Source organism: Paraburkholderia terrae, assembly GCF_002902925.1.
Classification (GTDB): Bacteria; Pseudomonadota; Gammaproteobacteria; order Burkholderiales; family Burkholderiaceae; genus Paraburkholderia; species Paraburkholderia terrae.
In genome coordinates this window covers 2,146,669-2,161,943 of record NZ_CP026111.1, presented here as the reverse complement: position 1 = coordinate 2,161,943, position 15,275 = coordinate 2,146,669, and the positions used below count along the sequence as shown (strand labels likewise).

16 protein-coding genes and 1 riboswitch are annotated in these 15,275 nt (G+C 64.6%); of the genes, 8 read left to right on the top strand and 8 right to left on the bottom strand.

Features of this window, described 5'->3' with window-relative positions; all coding sequences use genetic code 11:
* Positions 1-37: 37 nt before the first annotated feature.
* From C2L65_RS09570 to C2L65_RS09555, 4 genes are all read right to left on the bottom strand, one after another.
* Complete coding sequence (locus tag C2L65_RS09570) at positions 38-295, bottom strand: hypothetical protein (protein WP_042308459.1); 258 nt, start codon at positions 293-295, stop codon at positions 38-40.
* Between the two features lie 13 nt (positions 296-308).
* Positions 309-560, bottom strand: a complete 252-nt coding sequence (locus tag C2L65_RS09565) for a hypothetical protein (RefSeq protein WP_042308461.1) — start codon at positions 558-560, stop codon at positions 309-311.
* A 290-nt stretch (positions 561-850) separates the two neighbouring features.
* Entirely contained in the window at positions 851-1,231 is a 381-nt protein-coding gene (gene crcB, locus C2L65_RS09560) for a fluoride efflux transporter CrcB (protein ID WP_042308530.1), read from the bottom strand.
* Between the two features lie 74 nt (positions 1,232-1,305).
* A riboswitch (Fluoride riboswitch) is annotated at positions 1,306-1,366 on the bottom strand.
* A 123-nt stretch (positions 1,367-1,489) separates the two neighbouring features.
* Complete coding sequence (locus C2L65_RS09555; RefSeq protein WP_042308462.1) at positions 1,490-2,692, bottom strand: ammonium transporter; 1,203 nt, start codon at positions 2,690-2,692, stop codon at positions 1,490-1,492.
* 455 nt (positions 2,693-3,147) lie between these two features.
* Between C2L65_RS09555 and C2L65_RS09550 the strand changes: the two genes are divergently transcribed.
* Positions 3,148-4,803, top strand: a complete 1,656-nt coding sequence (locus C2L65_RS09550; protein ID WP_042308464.1) for a sensor histidine kinase — start codon at positions 3,148-3,150, stop codon at positions 4,801-4,803.
* A gap of 23 nt (positions 4,804-4,826) precedes the next feature.
* Here the strand turns inward: C2L65_RS09550 and C2L65_RS09545 are convergent, their stop codons facing one another.
* Both C2L65_RS09545 and C2L65_RS09540 read right to left on the bottom strand, forming a co-directional pair.
* A complete protein-coding gene (locus C2L65_RS09545) occupies positions 4,827-5,150 on the bottom strand; it encodes a hypothetical protein (RefSeq protein WP_042308466.1) in 324 nt (107 codons plus the stop codon).
* A 137-nt stretch (positions 5,151-5,287) separates the two neighbouring features.
* Positions 5,288-5,869 carry a DJ-1/PfpI family protein gene (locus tag C2L65_RS09540; RefSeq protein ID WP_042308468.1) on the bottom strand — a complete coding sequence of 194 codons (582 nt, stop codon included), beginning with the start codon at positions 5,867-5,869 and terminating at the stop codon, positions 5,288-5,290.
* Between the two features lie 78 nt (positions 5,870-5,947).
* Here C2L65_RS09540 and C2L65_RS09535 point away from each other — a divergent pair, with 78 nt between their 5' ends.
* From C2L65_RS09535 to C2L65_RS09515, 5 genes are all read left to right on the top strand, one after another.
* Positions 5,948-6,442, top strand: a complete 495-nt coding sequence (locus tag C2L65_RS09535; RefSeq protein WP_042308470.1) for a GNAT family N-acetyltransferase — start codon at positions 5,948-5,950, stop codon at positions 6,440-6,442.
* A complete protein-coding gene (locus C2L65_RS09530; protein WP_482811876.1) occupies positions 6,439-6,903 on the top strand; it encodes a BCAL1086 family glycoprotein in 465 nt (154 codons plus the stop codon). Before C2L65_RS09535 ends, C2L65_RS09530 begins: the two co-directional genes overlap by 4 nt.
* A gap of 106 nt (positions 6,904-7,009) precedes the next feature.
* A complete protein-coding gene (locus C2L65_RS09525; protein WP_042308474.1) occupies positions 7,010-7,468 on the top strand; it encodes an Rrf2 family transcriptional regulator in 459 nt (152 codons plus the stop codon).
* Between the two features lie 108 nt (positions 7,469-7,576).
* Positions 7,577-8,224, top strand: a complete 648-nt coding sequence (locus C2L65_RS09520; RefSeq protein ID WP_042308475.1) for an NAD(P)-dependent oxidoreductase — start codon at positions 7,577-7,579, stop codon at positions 8,222-8,224.
* A 183-nt stretch (positions 8,225-8,407) separates the two neighbouring features.
* On the top strand, positions 8,408-11,038 hold the full coding sequence (locus C2L65_RS09515) for a mechanosensitive ion channel family protein (RefSeq protein WP_042308477.1): 2,631 nt from the start codon (positions 8,408-8,410) through the stop codon (positions 11,036-11,038).
* An 87-nt stretch (positions 11,039-11,125) separates the two neighbouring features.
* Here C2L65_RS09515 and C2L65_RS09510 read toward each other — a convergent pair whose 3' ends face one another.
* Positions 11,126-11,758: a cysteine dioxygenase family protein gene (locus tag C2L65_RS09510; protein WP_081920960.1), complete on the bottom strand. Its 633-nt coding sequence runs from the start codon at positions 11,756-11,758 to the stop codon at positions 11,126-11,128.
* Positions 11,759-11,890: 132 nt separating this feature from the next.
* Here C2L65_RS09510 and C2L65_RS09500 point away from each other — a divergent pair, with 132 nt between their 5' ends.
* Together C2L65_RS09500 and C2L65_RS09495 are read left to right on the top strand one after the other, a co-directional pair.
* A complete protein-coding gene (locus C2L65_RS09500; RefSeq protein WP_007740526.1) occupies positions 11,891-12,373 on the top strand; it encodes an Lrp/AsnC family transcriptional regulator in 483 nt (160 codons plus the stop codon).
* 135 nt (positions 12,374-12,508) lie between these two features.
* Complete coding sequence (locus C2L65_RS09495; RefSeq protein WP_042308479.1) at positions 12,509-12,715, top strand: hypothetical protein; 207 nt, start codon at positions 12,509-12,511, stop codon at positions 12,713-12,715.
* Positions 12,716-12,738: 23 nt separating this feature from the next.
* Here C2L65_RS09495 and C2L65_RS09490 read toward each other — a convergent pair whose 3' ends face one another.
* Positions 12,739-15,168 (bottom strand): FUSC family protein, encoded by a 2,430-nt coding sequence (locus tag C2L65_RS09490; protein ID WP_042308481.1) that lies wholly within the window; start codon positions 15,166-15,168, stop codon positions 12,739-12,741.
* Positions 15,169-15,275 lie beyond the last annotated feature (107 nt).

Genomic DNA, 15,275 nt, shown 5'->3' with positions numbered 1-15,275 from the left:
CCGCCGGGTTGCCAGAGAGCCATCCGCGTTCAGCCGTTCAGCGCGGATAGCGCTCCGCGAACGCCGTATGCATGCGCTTGAGCAGCGCGATATACGGAAGCGCTCGCGCCGTCATCATCGACGATGCGGCGAGGGCGTTCGTCTCATCCCACAGGCGCTCGAACTTGTCGTGCGCGACGTCGGGCGGAATGCCCGACATCAGCAGATCCAGAAAGTCCTTTTCGATTTCGTCGGCGCAGCGGGGTGGCCGCGCTGCCGCGTTGGTCTGCTCGTTGTCGGACGGATCGGAGGACACGGTCGTTGGCCCGCTAGTTCATCGATCTCAGGAACCGCCAGCGCTGGTCCATGCTGTGCAGCAACGCGATGTACGTGAAGGCGGCGTCGCTGTCGTCGCATGACTGCGCGGCGTGGTTGACTTCGTTCCACAGGGTTTCGAAACGCGCGGCCGCTTCGGGCCGGCTCAGCGGCTGCGCGAGCAGCTCCGAAAACGCAAACGACAACTCCTCTGCGCTACGCCGCAGCGGAAGCAACGAACGACGCGAAAGATATCTGTACTTCAAGAGGTCCCCGGCTGGCTTGCATGGGATGCGCGCGAGGCGGGCGCTGCGCGCGCCGTTCGGCCCAAGCCCTTTTTTGGCGACGATGCGACGATGCGAGGCTCGTCGCGCGTTCGGCGGCGGTGCGTGCGTGACCGGTTGTCACGATGCCCGCCACATATGACGTCGATGATACAGCCACGCGACGCACACGCGGCAGCGTTCAGCGATGATCTTTTGATGAACGGCGGGTGTCAGTCATCATCGTGGCGAGCGCGTCGCGTGGCGCGCGAGGGCCAATCAGCGCGTGCCGTTCAGCGCGAGACGACGGCGACCGTCGCGATGCCGAGCACGGTCATGATGACCGACGCCGCCACGTGAATCGCAATCTCCCCGGCGGCCCAGTTTAGGCGGCCTTGCTGCAGATGCTGGACGACTTCGGCGGAGAACGTGGAGAACGTCGACAGGCCACCCATCAGGCCTGTGATGATGAAGAGGCGCCACTCGGGCGCGATCTGCGGGTTGCGCCCGAAGTACGCGACGGCCACGCCAATGATGTAACCCGCGATCACATTCGACGCGAGCGTGCCGAGCGGCAGCGCCGGAAACAGCGCGTTGAGGCGCAGACCGAGAAACCAGCGAAACAGCGAACCGAGTGCGCCACCGATACCGACGGCAAGAATGGACAGATACATGAGCAAACCTGGAAAGCCGAACATCGACGAACCGGGCTGCGGCGAGGCGTGACGCTGCAACGTCCGCAGATCCGGGCGAAGCAGGCATCATCAGCCACGAGGGCGGTTTAGGAGAATGCCATCTCCGGCGCGCGCAAGTCTAACATCGGCGCGCGCGTTTGTATGAAGGATCGGCGGCGCGCCCAACGGCATGTCCCGACCTTCGAAACGCGAGGTTACACCAGACGCGGCGGGCTTGCAGAGGTGCGCCAGATCGCGTCAGCCGACTGTCTCGCGCTCAGGCGTCGACGTGATCTTGTGGATCGACAGGTCGGCGCCGTTGAACTCGTTTTCCTGGTCGATGCGCAGCCCGACCGTCATCCGGATCGCGCCGTAGACGATCGTGCCGCCGAGCGTCGCGAACACGACGCCGCCGAGCGTGCCGATCACCTGTGCCGCGAATGAGACGCCGCCCAGCCCGCCCAGCGCGTGCAGGCCGAAAATCCCCGCCGCGATGCCGCCCCATGCGCCGCACAGGCCGTGCAGCGGCCACACGCCGAGCACGTCGTCGATGCGCCAGCGGTTCTGCACGATCGTGAACATATAGACGAACAGCACGCCCGCGACGGCGCCCGTCATCAGCGCGCCGAGCGGATGCATCACGTCCGAGCCGGCGCACACGGCCACCAGTCCCGCGAGCGGGCCGTTATACGTGAAGCCCGGGTCGTTGCGGCCCGCGAGCCACGCGGTCAGCGTGCCGCCGACCATCGCCATCAGCGAGTTGACGGCGACGAGGCCGCTGATCTTGTCGATCGTCTGCGCGCTCATCACGTTGAAGCCGAACCAGCCGACGGCCAGCACCCACGCGCCGAGCGCGAGAAACGGAATATTCGACGGCGGGTGCGCGGCGATGCGGCCGTCGCGCGTATAGCGGCCGTGGCGCGCGCCGAGCAGCATCACGGCGGGCAGCGCAACCCAGCCGCCGAACGCGTGTACGACCACGGAGCCCGCGAAATCATGGAAGGGTGCGCCGAGCGTCTGCGTGAGCCATGTCTGGATGCCGAAGTGGCCGTTCCAGACGATCCCCTCGAAGAACGGGTAGATGAAACCGACCAGCACGAAGGTCGCGAACAGCTGCGGGTTGAATTTCGAGCGCTCGGCGATGCCGCCCGACACGATCGCGGGAATCGCGGCTGCGAATGTCAGCAGGAAGAAGAAGCGTACCAGTGCATAGCCGTTGTGCGCGGCGAGCGTTTCGGCGCTGCCGTAGAACTGGACGCCGTAGGCGATCGTGTAGCCGATGAAGAAATACGCGATCGTCGATACCGAAAAGTCGACCAGAATCTTCACCAGCGCGTTGACCTGATTTTTCTTACGGACCGTGCCCAGCTCGAGGAACGCGAAGCCCGCGTGCATCGCGAGCACCATCGCCGCGCCGAGCAGAAGAAAGAGGGTATCGGTACCGGTTTTCAGACTGTCCATCCGTTTGATTCCTGCGATGCGCAAAAAGCGGGCATCGAATGCAAGAAGTGGGCCAAATAGATGCGAGAACGCGTGTTGTCGGTGCGGGTCTGCACTGGAATGGGCTGGCGCGGCTCGATGGTCTTCCGGTTCGTTAGTTCGCGCAACGCATGTCCGCTATATCAGCACCGAGAATGTGCATGAGTGCGGAATTGGGGCATTTGCGTATCCCAAAAACGGGCATATTCCTATGATTTGCTTAATATTTCCCTTCGAATTCATAACGCGGTGATTGGCGAACGAGCGCAACGGAACGCAGCCCGAAAGTGCGCTGCGCCGGGCGCATGGGACTCACTCGCTCCTGCACCAGATTGGCGACGCGCCCGCCGCGCCGCGCTTTGTCACGGACTGCAATCGCCGACATAATGTGCCGTCCCCGGCGCGACCCGCCGGCTTCCGACTCTCCCGGCGCCCGCATGAGACTGACGACCAAAGGCCTGCTCCTGATTGCGATCCCCGCCGTCTTCGAACTGGCATTGCTGTCGGGCCTCATGAAGGCGCAGTCGGATGCCGAACAGGCCGAGCACTGGAGCATGCACAGCGAGGATGTGCTGCGTCAGACCGCCAGCATTCTCGCGCCCGTGCTGCTCGAATCGGTGCGGTTGCGCGGCGCCGTCGTCAGCGGCACACGCGATACCTCCACGCCCGTGGCGTTCTGGATGGACGTCGACCGGCGCATCGACCGGCTCGCCGAGCTGGTCGCCGACAATCCCGTGCAAGTCGAGCGCGCCGCGCAGATCCGCCAGGCCGTGCAGATGTACCGGCAATGGTCGGACCGCGTGCAGGACCTGATCCGTTCGGGGCGCCGGCGCGACGTGCTGCAGCGTTTTCGCGACCTCGCCGGAACCGACGTGCTCGACGGCTTTCGCGCGCAGATCGCGGCGTTCCAGGCGCAGGAGCGGCAGCTCGATTCGGTGCGCTCGGCCGAGGCCGCGGCGGCGCGGGAGCGGCAGCAGTCGCTGATCGTCGCGGCCGTGCTTGGCTCGCTGGTGTTCGTCGCGATCGCGTTCTGGGTGTTCGCGCGCGGGGTGCGCGGCCGGCTCGCGTTGCTGTCGGACAACGCCAGCCGGCTCGCCAGCAACGAGCCGCTGGCGCCGCTCACGCCCGGCAACGATGAAATCGCGCGGCTCGATCTGACGCTGCATATGACGAGCCGCAAGCTGCTCGAAGCGGAGCGCCAGCAGGCGCGCTTCCAGTCCGATCTGGGCCGCCACGCCGCCGAACTCGCGCAGACCAACGAAACGCTGCGCCAGCAAACCCAGGACAACGAGACGTTTATCTATAGCGTGTCGCACGATCTGCGTGCGCCCCTCGTCAATCTGCAGGGTTTCTCGAAGGAGCTGAACCATGCGTGCGACGATCTGCGCGAAGCCCTGCGTCAGTCGTCGCTGTCGACGCATCAGCGCGAGCATGTCGAGCGGCTGATCGACGAGGACATCGGTGAGGCGCTGCATTTCCTGCAGACGGCCGTGCTGCGCGCGTCGCACATCATCGACGCGCTGCTGCGGCTATCGCGCGTGGGTCGCGTGGAGTACCGGCGTCAACAGGTCGAAGTGCGCGACATCGTGCAACGCGTGATCGACGCGATGCAGGCCACGATTCGCGATCATCGCGCGCGCGTCATCGTGCAGGCGCTGCCGCCCGTATGGGGCGATCCGACAGCGCTCGAACAGATCTTCGCGAACCTGATCGGCAACGCGATCAACTATCTGAGCCCGGAGCGCTCGGGCGTCGTCGAAATCGGCACGGCGCCTACGCCGCCCGGCGTGCAGACGCTGCGCATCTTTTATGTGAAGGACAACGGCTTGGGTATTCCGGAAATCGCGATGCCGCGCCTGTTCAGCGCGTTCCAACGGCTGCACGGCAACGTTGCGGCGGGCGAGGGGATCGGTCTGGCGCTGGTGCGGCGCATGGTGGAGCGGCACGGCGGACGCGTGTGGGCGGAATCGACGGAGGGTGTGGGAACGACGTTTTACGTGTCGCTGCCGGATGCCGCCGCGCCGTCGCGCGACGAAGAGCACGATACCGCGACAACGGGCGATGGACAGGCGTTGCGGGCGGACGCGCGATAGCGCGTAGCGTGCCCGCAAAGCGCTCAGGAGGCGGAGAACAGACGGCGTGGCTTGAGCATTCTGCGGCCGCGGATTGACCAGTAGCCGCTCGCGATGATCAGCAGCAGCGCGCCCGTCAGGACGACCGTGGGCGCGACGTGAACGGCGCGTGAACCTAGCGCGAACAGCCCGCGCGTGAGGATGAGAAGCGCGGTCCAGAACGACAGCACAGCCTGAGCGAGCAGCCGCGTGCCGGTGAAGCGCCGCGCGCGGTTTTCGATCGACCAGTGGGCCGGCGCGCGCGAGCAGAAGAAGGTTAGCGAGATCAGCGCGACAGCGAGAATAATCACCCAGTTTGTGAGATCCATGATGGTGCCTTCCAAAGTTAACCTGCAACTCTAGGTGGCGGTACCGGTCACGGAAATCGGAGAACTCTCAAACAGGATAGACAACGCGCATGCGCGCCCGATCGACAGGCCGGACGCATGCCCGGCCTTGACGCGGATCAAAGTTCGATACGCGTGCCGAGCACCACGAGGAACTGCCGCAGCCATTCGGGATGCGCGGGCCACGCGGGCGCCGTGACGAAGTTGCCGTCGGTGACGGCCGCGTCGACGGGGATATCCGCGTAGTCGCCGCCCGCCATCTTCACCTCGGGCGCGCACGCGGGATAAGCCGAAATGCGCTTGCCGCGGATGACGTCGGCGGCGGCGAGCAGTTGCGCGGCGTGGCAGATCGCGGCGATTGGTTTGTTGCTTTCGGCGAACTGGCGTACGACGTCGATCACTTTCGCGTTGAGTCGCAGGTACTCCGGCGCGCGGCCGCCGGCGATCGCGAGCGCGTCGTATTGCGACGGGTCGATCTCATCGAAGCTTGCGTTGAGCGTGAAGTAATGGCCGGGCTTTTCGGTGTACGTCTGGTCGCCTTCGAAATCGTGAATCGCCGTTTTTATGCGCTCGCCCGCGCGCTTGCCGGGACAGACGGCATCGACGATATGGCCGACTGCCTGTAGTGCCTGGAACGGCACCATCGTTTCGTAATCCTCGGCGAAGTCGCCCGTCAGGAACAGAATCTTCTTTGCTGCCATCGCATGCCTCCAGTGGTTGAGGGAACACGTCGAACGTCGGCCAGTCTACTCCAGGGTCGTGGACAACATCGCGAACGCATGACCGATCCGATTCCTTTCGTCTCCCGCCTGTTCCGGCCCGCCGACGCTGCGCCGCTCGCCGCGCTCTTTCGCGACGCGGCGCTGGCTGCCGCGGGTTACGATCCGGCGGCGCGCGAGGCATGGGCGTCAGCCGCCGACGACCTCGCCGCGTTCGGCGCGCGGCTAGCGCGTGGCGTCACGCTGGTCGCTTTGCGCGGCGGTGCGTATGCCGGGTTCGGGCAACTCCATCCGGCCGATCACATCGAGATGCTCTATGTCGCGCCGGCCTTTATGCGTCAAGGGCTCGCGGCGGAGCTGCTCGCGCGGCTCGAAGCACGGGCGCGCGCTGCGGGCTCGCTTGCGTTGACGGCCGACGTCAGCGTCAGCGCGAGGCACGCATTCGAGCGGGCGGGCTTCGCGGTGGAGGCCGAAGAGTCGGTGACGCGCAACGGCGTATCATTGAGGCGTTTTCGCATGATGAAGCCGCTCGCTGCGGCTCGACCACAAGTATGAAACCACTCTCACGCCATCCGCTTGTCCGTACCACGGCCTTCGCTGTCATGCTGCTCGCAGGCCTTGCCGCCTGCCAGAAAAACGATGCATCGGCGGGGCAGACGTCGACGAAGCTCAACGATCTCTCGCAGCAGGCCGGTCAGAAGCTCGATCAGGCCGCGAGCTATGTCGGCCAGCAGGTCGACGCCGCGAAGGCCACGGCGCAACAGAATCTCGACACGGCCGCATCCGGCCCGTCGATCAACCTCGATCCGAACGCGCTCGCGTCGCAGGCGCGAGCCAATCTGGACAACGCCGCCAGCGCGACGAATGCCGCCGTCAACAAGGCGATGGGCTCGACGGGCGCAGGGCTTGAAACGGCGGGACGCAAGCTGCAGCAATGGTCGAGCGAAGCATCGACGACCAGCGCGCAATCCGCGCCCACCGAATCCAGCGACGCCCAGAAACAGATGGACAAATAATCCCGCGCTTGACCGGCGTTGTAACTGTAACTATGATGATTACACATCGTCGCCGGCTGGTGCGAGGTGATTTGCGCGTCTGATGCGTATCGGATGATCTAGCGTTGTGAATACGAGTAGCCGATTTGCCTTTGCGGTTCATGTGCTCGCCCTGCTGTCGTTGCAGGAAGGCGTGCCGCTGTCGTCGGACATGATCGCGGGAAGCGTGAACACGAATCCCGTGCTGATCCGGCGTTTGCTGGCGATGCTCGCGGAGGCGGGCCTCACCACGTCGCAACTGGGCGCAGGCGGCGGCGCGCTGCTGGCGCGCGAGCCCGAGGACATCACGCTGCTCGACGTCTACCGCGCCGTCGACGATGCGCAGCTATTCGCCATGCATCGCGAGACGCCGAATCCCGCGTGCATGGTCGGGCGCAACATCCAGACGGTGCTGACTGGCATCATCGGCGATGCGCAACAGGCGCTCGAAGCGTCGCTGGCGTCGCGCACGCTGGCCGACGCGACGGCCGACGTCGTCCGCGCGGAACGGGCGCGCGAACGCAAGCGCAAAGCCGCGGATGGTTGAACGCAGACGAAGCACGAAGCATGGAGCATGGAGCGCGGGGCATCGCCCCGATTTTTTTAAACAAATATGTAATCGACATAGTTACATTTAAGCGGAAGGAACATTGACATGAGCAAGACACTGAAGATCGCGCTGTTCGGCGCAACGGGCATGATCGGCTCGCGCATCGCGGCGGAAGCGGCGCGTCGCGGCCATCAGGTGACGGCTTTTTCGCGCAATCCCGAGCGCGTACCTGCCGATGTCGCGAACCTGAAAGCGGCGCAGGCCGACGTGACAGACGCGGCGAGCATCGCGGCCGGGGCGCGCGGACACGATGTCGTCGCAAGCGCCTATGCGCCGCCTCAGGACAATCTCGCGCAGATCGACAAGGCGACCCGTGCGCTCGTCGAAGGCACGCGCTCGGCGGGCATCAAACGTCTCGTCGTGGTGGGCGGCGCCGGTTCGCTCGAAGTGGCGCCCGGCAAGCAACTGGTCGACACGGAAGGCTTTCCGCCCGCCTACAAGCCAATCGCGCTCGCGCACCGCGACGTGCTGCCCATCCTGCGTGCTGCCAGCGATCTCGACTGGACGTTCTTCGCGCCCGCCGCGCTGATCGCTCCGGGCGAGCGCAAAGGCACGTTCCGCACGGGCGCCAACGCGCTGATCGTCGATGCGCAGGGCAACAGCAGCATTTCGGCGGAAGACTACGCAATTGCGTTCGTCGACGAGCTGGAGCAGGGCCGTTTCGTTCATCAGCTCGCGACTGTCGCATACTGAAAGCTTCGAAACGCCGCCGCGCGCCGCGCATCCGCCGCGCGGCGCGCAGGAGCGACTGTCACGCCGCCGCGCAAGCGCACTAACATTCGGTTACGCATCGGGGAGCTTTCCCTCGACGACACCCGCTAAACTTGGCGTCTCCCGTTCCCATGCAGATTGTTTGCATAAAAGTCACGGATTGCCATGAAGTCATGCCTCGCGCGGCGTGAATCGCAGGCTGCGCCGTCATCCGGCGGGCTTCTGGCGATTGACGCCGTTTTTCGCGCTTTATCCCAATTCTTTTCGCACGCCGGAGCATTGCGCCGGGTGCGTTCGGGCGCGCTCGCGTCCGCCTTGTGCGTGTGTTTCGCGCTCGCTGGCGCGTGCCTCGGCATGCCGGGCACCGCGCAAGCCGCGGGCGCCACTCCCGGCGCGCCGATGATTCCCGCGCTGCAGAGCCTGATCAACAGCGCGACGGTTTCGACGGCGGCGCCTGCGTCGGGCGCGTCGGCGGCGGATGCGGCATCGGCGCCGTCGCCCGCCAGCCAGGCCGAGCTGGAAAAATCGCTCGACAGCGTCATCACGACGCTCGACAGCGACCGTCAGCGCACCGCGCTCGTCACGCAGCTGAAAAAACTGCGCGACGCGACGAAGACGGTCGGGCCACCCGCGTCTGCCAGCGCGCCGTCGAGCGCCGGTCTGCTTGGCGCGATCGCCGCGGGCATTGCATCGTTCGAAACTGACGTGCAGCAGGGACGTTCGCCGCTCAACTACTGGTCGGGCCGCTTCAACGCGGCGGGCAACGAAATCTATACGATCGTCACGAGCCAGGGGCGCGAGCACTTCGGCCGCGTGTTGCTGAACATGATCGCCGTGCTAGCGGGCTGGGGCGCGTGTGCGGCAGGGCTGATTTACCTGCAGCGCAGGATTTACGCGCGCTTTGGCATCGTCGTGCGGCTCGATCCCAATCCAACCACGCGTGAACTGCTGATCTTCGCGTTGCGCCGCGTCGGACCGTGGATCGTCGCATTCGTCGCCGCGCTGATGTTCGTGCGCTCGATGCCCGATTCGCTCGGCCGCACGATTGCAATGGTGATCGCGTATGCGATCGTCGCAGGCGCCGTGTTCTCGGCGATCTGCCTGATCATGTTTTCGCTGTTCGGCTCAGGCCATCGACGCGCAGCCGTGCGCGTGCTGATCGAGCAGGCGCGCCGGCCGCTGTTCGCGATCGGCATCTGCAGCGCGCTCGGCGATGCTGCCGTCAATTACGACGTTGCGCATGAACTCGGCACGAATCTCGCGGCGCTGGTGTCGACCGTCTCGAACATGACGGCGGCCGTGTTGACCGCGTACTTCGCGCTCGCGTTTCGCCGGCCCGTCGCGCATCTGATACGAAATCGCGCTTATGAACAGCGGCACGATCACAAGGCCGCGACCGACGGCTTCGAAGTGCTCGCGTCGCTCTGGCACGTGCCGATGCTCGTGCTCGCGACAGCTTCCGTGATCGCGACGATCGGCGGTATCGGCAGCGGTGAGAACGTGTTGCAGATCTCCGTCGTGACGGCGCTGCTGCTGGTGCTCGCGTTCTTCCTGTCGGCTATCGTGCTGCGCGTGACGCGGCCGCGCAACACGCGCCGGCGGCGCCGCTCGCCGTATCTGACGCGCCTGTTGCGCTTCGCGGGCACGCTGATCACGCTGTTCGTCTGGCTCGCGTACTTCGAATTCGCGTCGCGCCTGTGGGACGTGTCGCTTGCTCAGATCATCGAAGAGAGCGTGACGGCGCGCGGCATCGCGCACGCGCTGACGGCGATCCTGATCACGGTGTTCGTGTCGTGGCTCGTGTGGATTCTGGTCGACACGGCGATCCAGGAAGCCGTCAATCCGAGCGGCCCGCGCAACAAGTCGAAGAACCCGAGCATGCGCGCGCGCACGATGCTGCCTCTGGTGCGCAACGTGCTGTTCGTGACGATCCTGACGATCGCGGGCATCGTCACGGCGGCCAATCTCGGCATCAACGTAACGCCGCTGCTCGCGGGCGCGGGCGTGATCGGTCTGGCGATCGGCTTCGGCGCGCAGTCGCTGGTGAGCGATCTGATCACGGGCCTGTTCATCATCATCGAAGACACGATCTCGGTCGGCGACTGGATCGACATCGACGGCGGGCACGCGGGCACCGTCGAATATCTGTCGATCCGCACCGTGCGGCTGCGTGACGGCCAGGGCGCGATTCACGCCATTCCGTTCTCGCAGATCAAGATCGTGAAGAACCTGTCGCGCGATTTTGCGTACGCGGTGTTCGAAGTGCGCGTGCCGTTTTCCGCCGATGTCGACGAGGTGACGCAACTGATCCGTGCCGTCGGCGCGGACCTGATGGCCGATTTCCGTTACCGGCGCGAGATGCTCGGTCCCGTCGAAGTGTGGGGACTCGACCGTTTCGACCCGAACTGGATGGTTGTCAAAGGACAGATCAAGACCCGGCCGCTGCAGCAGTGGAGCGTGGCGCGCGCGTTCAATCTGCGGCTGAAGCGCAAGATGGACGAAGCGGGGATCGAGATTCCCGTGCCGCAGATGCGCATACATACGTCGCGCGGCGACGAAGTGGGCGAGGTGTTGCGAGAGGAAGAGCGCGCGCAGCATGAGGAGCACGAGCGGGAACACGCACGCGAATCCGCGACGGGCACGACGACGCCGTTCAGGCCGAAGAAGGGCGGCCCGGGCCCGATGCCGCCGGCGCGCGACGTGTCGCACGAGCCGCGTCCGGCGCCGCCGTCAACGGGGCAAACGGCATCCGTGCCGCCGCAGATTCCAACGGCGGGCGACGGTGGGAAGACGTAAAAAAGGTAGGGGCTTGTACGAAAAAGGCGTCACGCGGTTATGCGTGACGCCTTTCGTTTGATGCGTACAACGCGGACGACGTGTTGCTCAGGCGGCAACGGCTTGCACGCTGTCGACGACGCGCACGATGTCGTTCACATGCGTCGTGATCTGTTCACCGGGCACGCCGTAGATGTGCAGCGAGACAGCGGTATTGCCGCTGCAATTGCCGAGTCGATGGATGCCGGTGCGGCCTGGGCGCGTGAACGATACGGCGCCCGGTTCGCGCATCTGGTCGCGTGCAGGTGTCGCGCAGCCGGTGTCCGCGTTCAGGTCGTAAATGGTTTCCGTCAACGCGCCGTCGATGACGGCATAGCCGCACCACGTGTGATGCGCGTGAACCGGGCTCGCCTGGCCGGGCATCCAGACGAGGGCAGCGATGGCATAGCGGCCTTGCGGATCGGCGGCGAGCAGATGGCGGCGATAGCAGGTGGCGGCGCCTTCGCGTTGCGCTTCGGTGAGCAGCGATGCGTCGGCGGCGGCTTCGGCGAGCGCCGCGCGGACGCCGCGCGCGAAGGCCGCGTGCCGCGACGGATCATCGGAGCCGGCGCAGGCGTCGAAGGCGGCGTCGAGCGCCGCGCACAGTTGTGCGATAGCTCCCGCTGCGGGCATGACGCAGGGGATGGAAGGGTTTTCGGTCAACGCGGGTTCGCGTGTGATCAGGCCGGCTGACGGGTTCATGGAAGGCTCCGCTGACGTTGTTTTTCGAGATTGGGACTGCCCTCATTTATACCGATTTGCGCAGAGAAAGAGTTTTCATATAATTCCCTCGTCTTGACGAGAAATAGAATAATTTTCTATCTGGGTGGAAAGATGGGAATGGACATCATTGATCGGCGGCTGCTCGAACTCCTGCAGGAAGACGCGACGATGCCGATCGCGGAACTCGCGGCGCGGGTGAACCTGTCGCAAACGCCATGCTGGAAGCGCGTGCAACGGCTCAAGGAAGCGGGCGTGATCCGCGCGCAGGTCGCGCTGTGCGATCCGCGCAAACTCGGCGTCGGCACGACAGTGTTCGTCGCCGTGCGCACGAACCAGCACACGGAAGCCTGGGCGCAGGACTTCACGCGCGCGGTGCAGGACATTCCCGAAGTGGTCGAGGTCTACCGGATGAGCGGCGAGACCGACTATCTGCTGCGCGTCGTCGTCTCGGATATCGACGATTACGACCGTGTTTACAAGCAACTGATCCGCGCCGTGCCGCTATACGATGTGAGCTCCAGCTTCGCGATGGAGCAGATCAAGTATTCGACGGCGTTGCCGGTGCGGGCGTCCGTGGTTGCTGAAGGGCGCTGACATTGCCGGATTGCTTCGTGTGGTCGCGAGGGTGCTCCATGAACGCACAGGCATGCCGGACTGCAAGCCGCGCGCAAGGTGCTTCGGCGTAGAATGCCCGCTCCGCCGCATCTACCTGCCAGCAGAGCCCGACACATGAACGATCCGCGCAAGAAGAAAAACCCGACGCTTGGCATCGCAGTGTTTATCGTCGTTGTCGTGTTGCTGGTGATCGCGACGATTCTCTACAACGCGATCTCCGAAAAGCGCGAATACGACCGCGACAATCCCGCCGATTCGACGGCGTCAGCAGCATCCGCGACGGCGGCTGCCGTGAATGCGGCAAAGGGTGCGTCGCAGTAAGCGCGGCCCGCTCAGTAAACCGCTCAGTTCTCGGGCAAGCGGATCACGCCCGCATCCTTGCGAATCTGAAACGACGCGGCGAGCATCTGCTTGCACTGATGCGCGAGCAGTTTCAGATCATGCACGGCATCGGGCGTGTAGTCGGGCGAGCGTTCCGCTTCGATCACCATCGCATCGAGTTCACGCGTCAACTGCTTTGAAATGTCCACCTGATCGGCGGGAGGCGGGTCGCCTTCCTCGGCTTTCGCAAGGTTGTCGCGTATCACCGTCAGCGCGCGTTGTAGTGGCTGATGTGACGGCCCGCCCATCTGTTGGGACGACGTGCGCAGCAACGGCGCCACCGCCGTGATCTGCGACGCGAGCACGTGAGAGCGCACGAGCAGGTCGTTCAGTTCCGGCACGAACTTCTGCGCGGACTTGGGTTCGAGCATCATCCGTTGAAACGCCTGGCCGAGATTGGCAAACGCGACATGCACGTTCTTGCGCGCGAGCCGGTAGCGATAGTCGCGATCGAGCGCGCTCGCGGCGGCAGCGGCGGCGGATGTTTTGGCTGCAGAGCCCGGCGAACCAGCAGATGCGGCCGCCCCTCCCGATGCATTCGATCCCGAAGCAGTTGGGTTGCCGGACATTTCCATGATCCCGCTAACGCCGCTCGCGGCAACTTCCGCGACTGCCACCGCAGGCGCAAGCGCAGCAGCTTCCGTTAGCGCGGACGGCGTGATGGCGGCAGCAGCCGGCTTGTCTCCCCACCACCAACTGGCCTCCAGATAGCTGCGCATCGCGGCGATCATGTCGTTGACGAGCTTGCCCATCAGTCGATATTCCCAGTACGGGAACAGGTGGCTCGCCGCAATCGCGATCGCGCAGCCGACGACCGTATCGATCGCGCGCTCGCCGATGATATGCAGGCTGCCGGGCGCAAGCAGATGGAACATCAGCAGCACATAAGACGACGTGAACACGACACTCGCCGTGTAGTTGAACAGCAGCAGGCTGTAGCTCATCACCATGCACGCGAACATCACGATGATAAGGATATGCGGCTCCTTCACGCTCATGATGAGCGCGATGCTCGCCGCGCAGCCGATCAGCGTGCCGACGATACGCTGTCCATTGCGCTGCTTGGTCAGCGAGTACCCGGGTTTCAGAATGATGACGGTCGTCATCACGATCCAGTAGGCATTGGTGAGCGGCAACAGGCGCCCGAGCCAGAAGCCGATCGCGACGGCGATCGTCATGCGCAATGCGTGCCGGAAGCTGGGCGAGGCCATCGTCAGGTTCGAGAAGATCGAGCCGAACGGCACGCGGCGGCTCGACACGAAGCGCGTGAGCGCCTGGTCGATGCGCAGATCGGTCTCCTTCGTGCTTTCTTCGTTCGCCAGGTTCTTGCGCATCCGGTCGATCAGGCGCGTCGCGCTCCAGACGCGTCTGAACGAAGCCGAGACAGTCGAGTAGGCTTCAGGATTTTTCTTCGGCAAGTCCTGCTTGCGCATCAGCTCGATTTCGTATTCGATCGCGCGCAACTCTGCCTTCACGTTGATCCGCGCGCGCGGCGGCTCGTCCTGCAGCACGGCGAGGCCGATGTCTTCGAGGTCCAAGGCCGCCTTGCGGATCAGGTCACGATAAAAGATCAGCAGGTCCGAACCGCCGAACGTATTGCGCACCAGCGGGTAGTCGGTATGAGCGCCGACGAACTGCTCGTGCAAATCGACGGTGTGGATGAACAGGTTGAAGAGCGTCGCGCGGCGTGGCTGCAAGCGGCCGCTCTTCAGCTTGGGCAGATTGCGCAGCACGATGTCACGCGCGGCGTCCTGCATCGCCACGGCCGCGATCTGCTTCGCGACGAGGTTGCGGTAGCACTCGTCGAGATCGTTGTCGAGGTCGAAGAAGTCCGCGCGCGCGAGCAGATAGTCGGCGAGCGCGAATACGCTTTCGGCGAGCGCCTGCTGTTCGATCCGGTACATCATCCAGCGGCTCACCAAGGTCGACCAGTATGTGAACCACAGTCCGCCCACGAGTATCCACGCGGCGTTGATGAGCGCCTGCATCGGCGTGAAGTGCTCTTCGAGTGTGACGACCATCATGAAGAGCGTCGCGAAGCTGATTTGCGGCCAGCGATTGCCGTAGACGACGATCAGCGACAGCACGAACGTGAGCGGCACGACGGTACACCACAGCGCGACGGGATTGACGGTCGCGAGTCCGGTGGCGAGCGCGGCGAGAAAGCCGATCACGCTGCACGCGAGCATCTCGTTGTGCTTGTATTTCAGCGGGCCAGGCATGTCGACAGCGCACGCGCCGAGCGCGCCTGTGGCGATCGTGAAGCCGAGTTCGCGGTTGTGAAAGACGATCAGGCAAAGGACGGCGGGCAGCGACACGCCCACTGCGATGCGCAAGCCGCCATAGAAGTACTGGCTATACAGAAACTTCTTGATTTCGACTGAATAGCGCATCGACCGCCTGGTGTCTCGTGTCTGTATGTTGATGATGCAGCCGGGGCCAACATTCTGGGGCTGTCGCCAGCTCGAACTGCCGTCGAGTCTAACTGATTTGGCCCCGC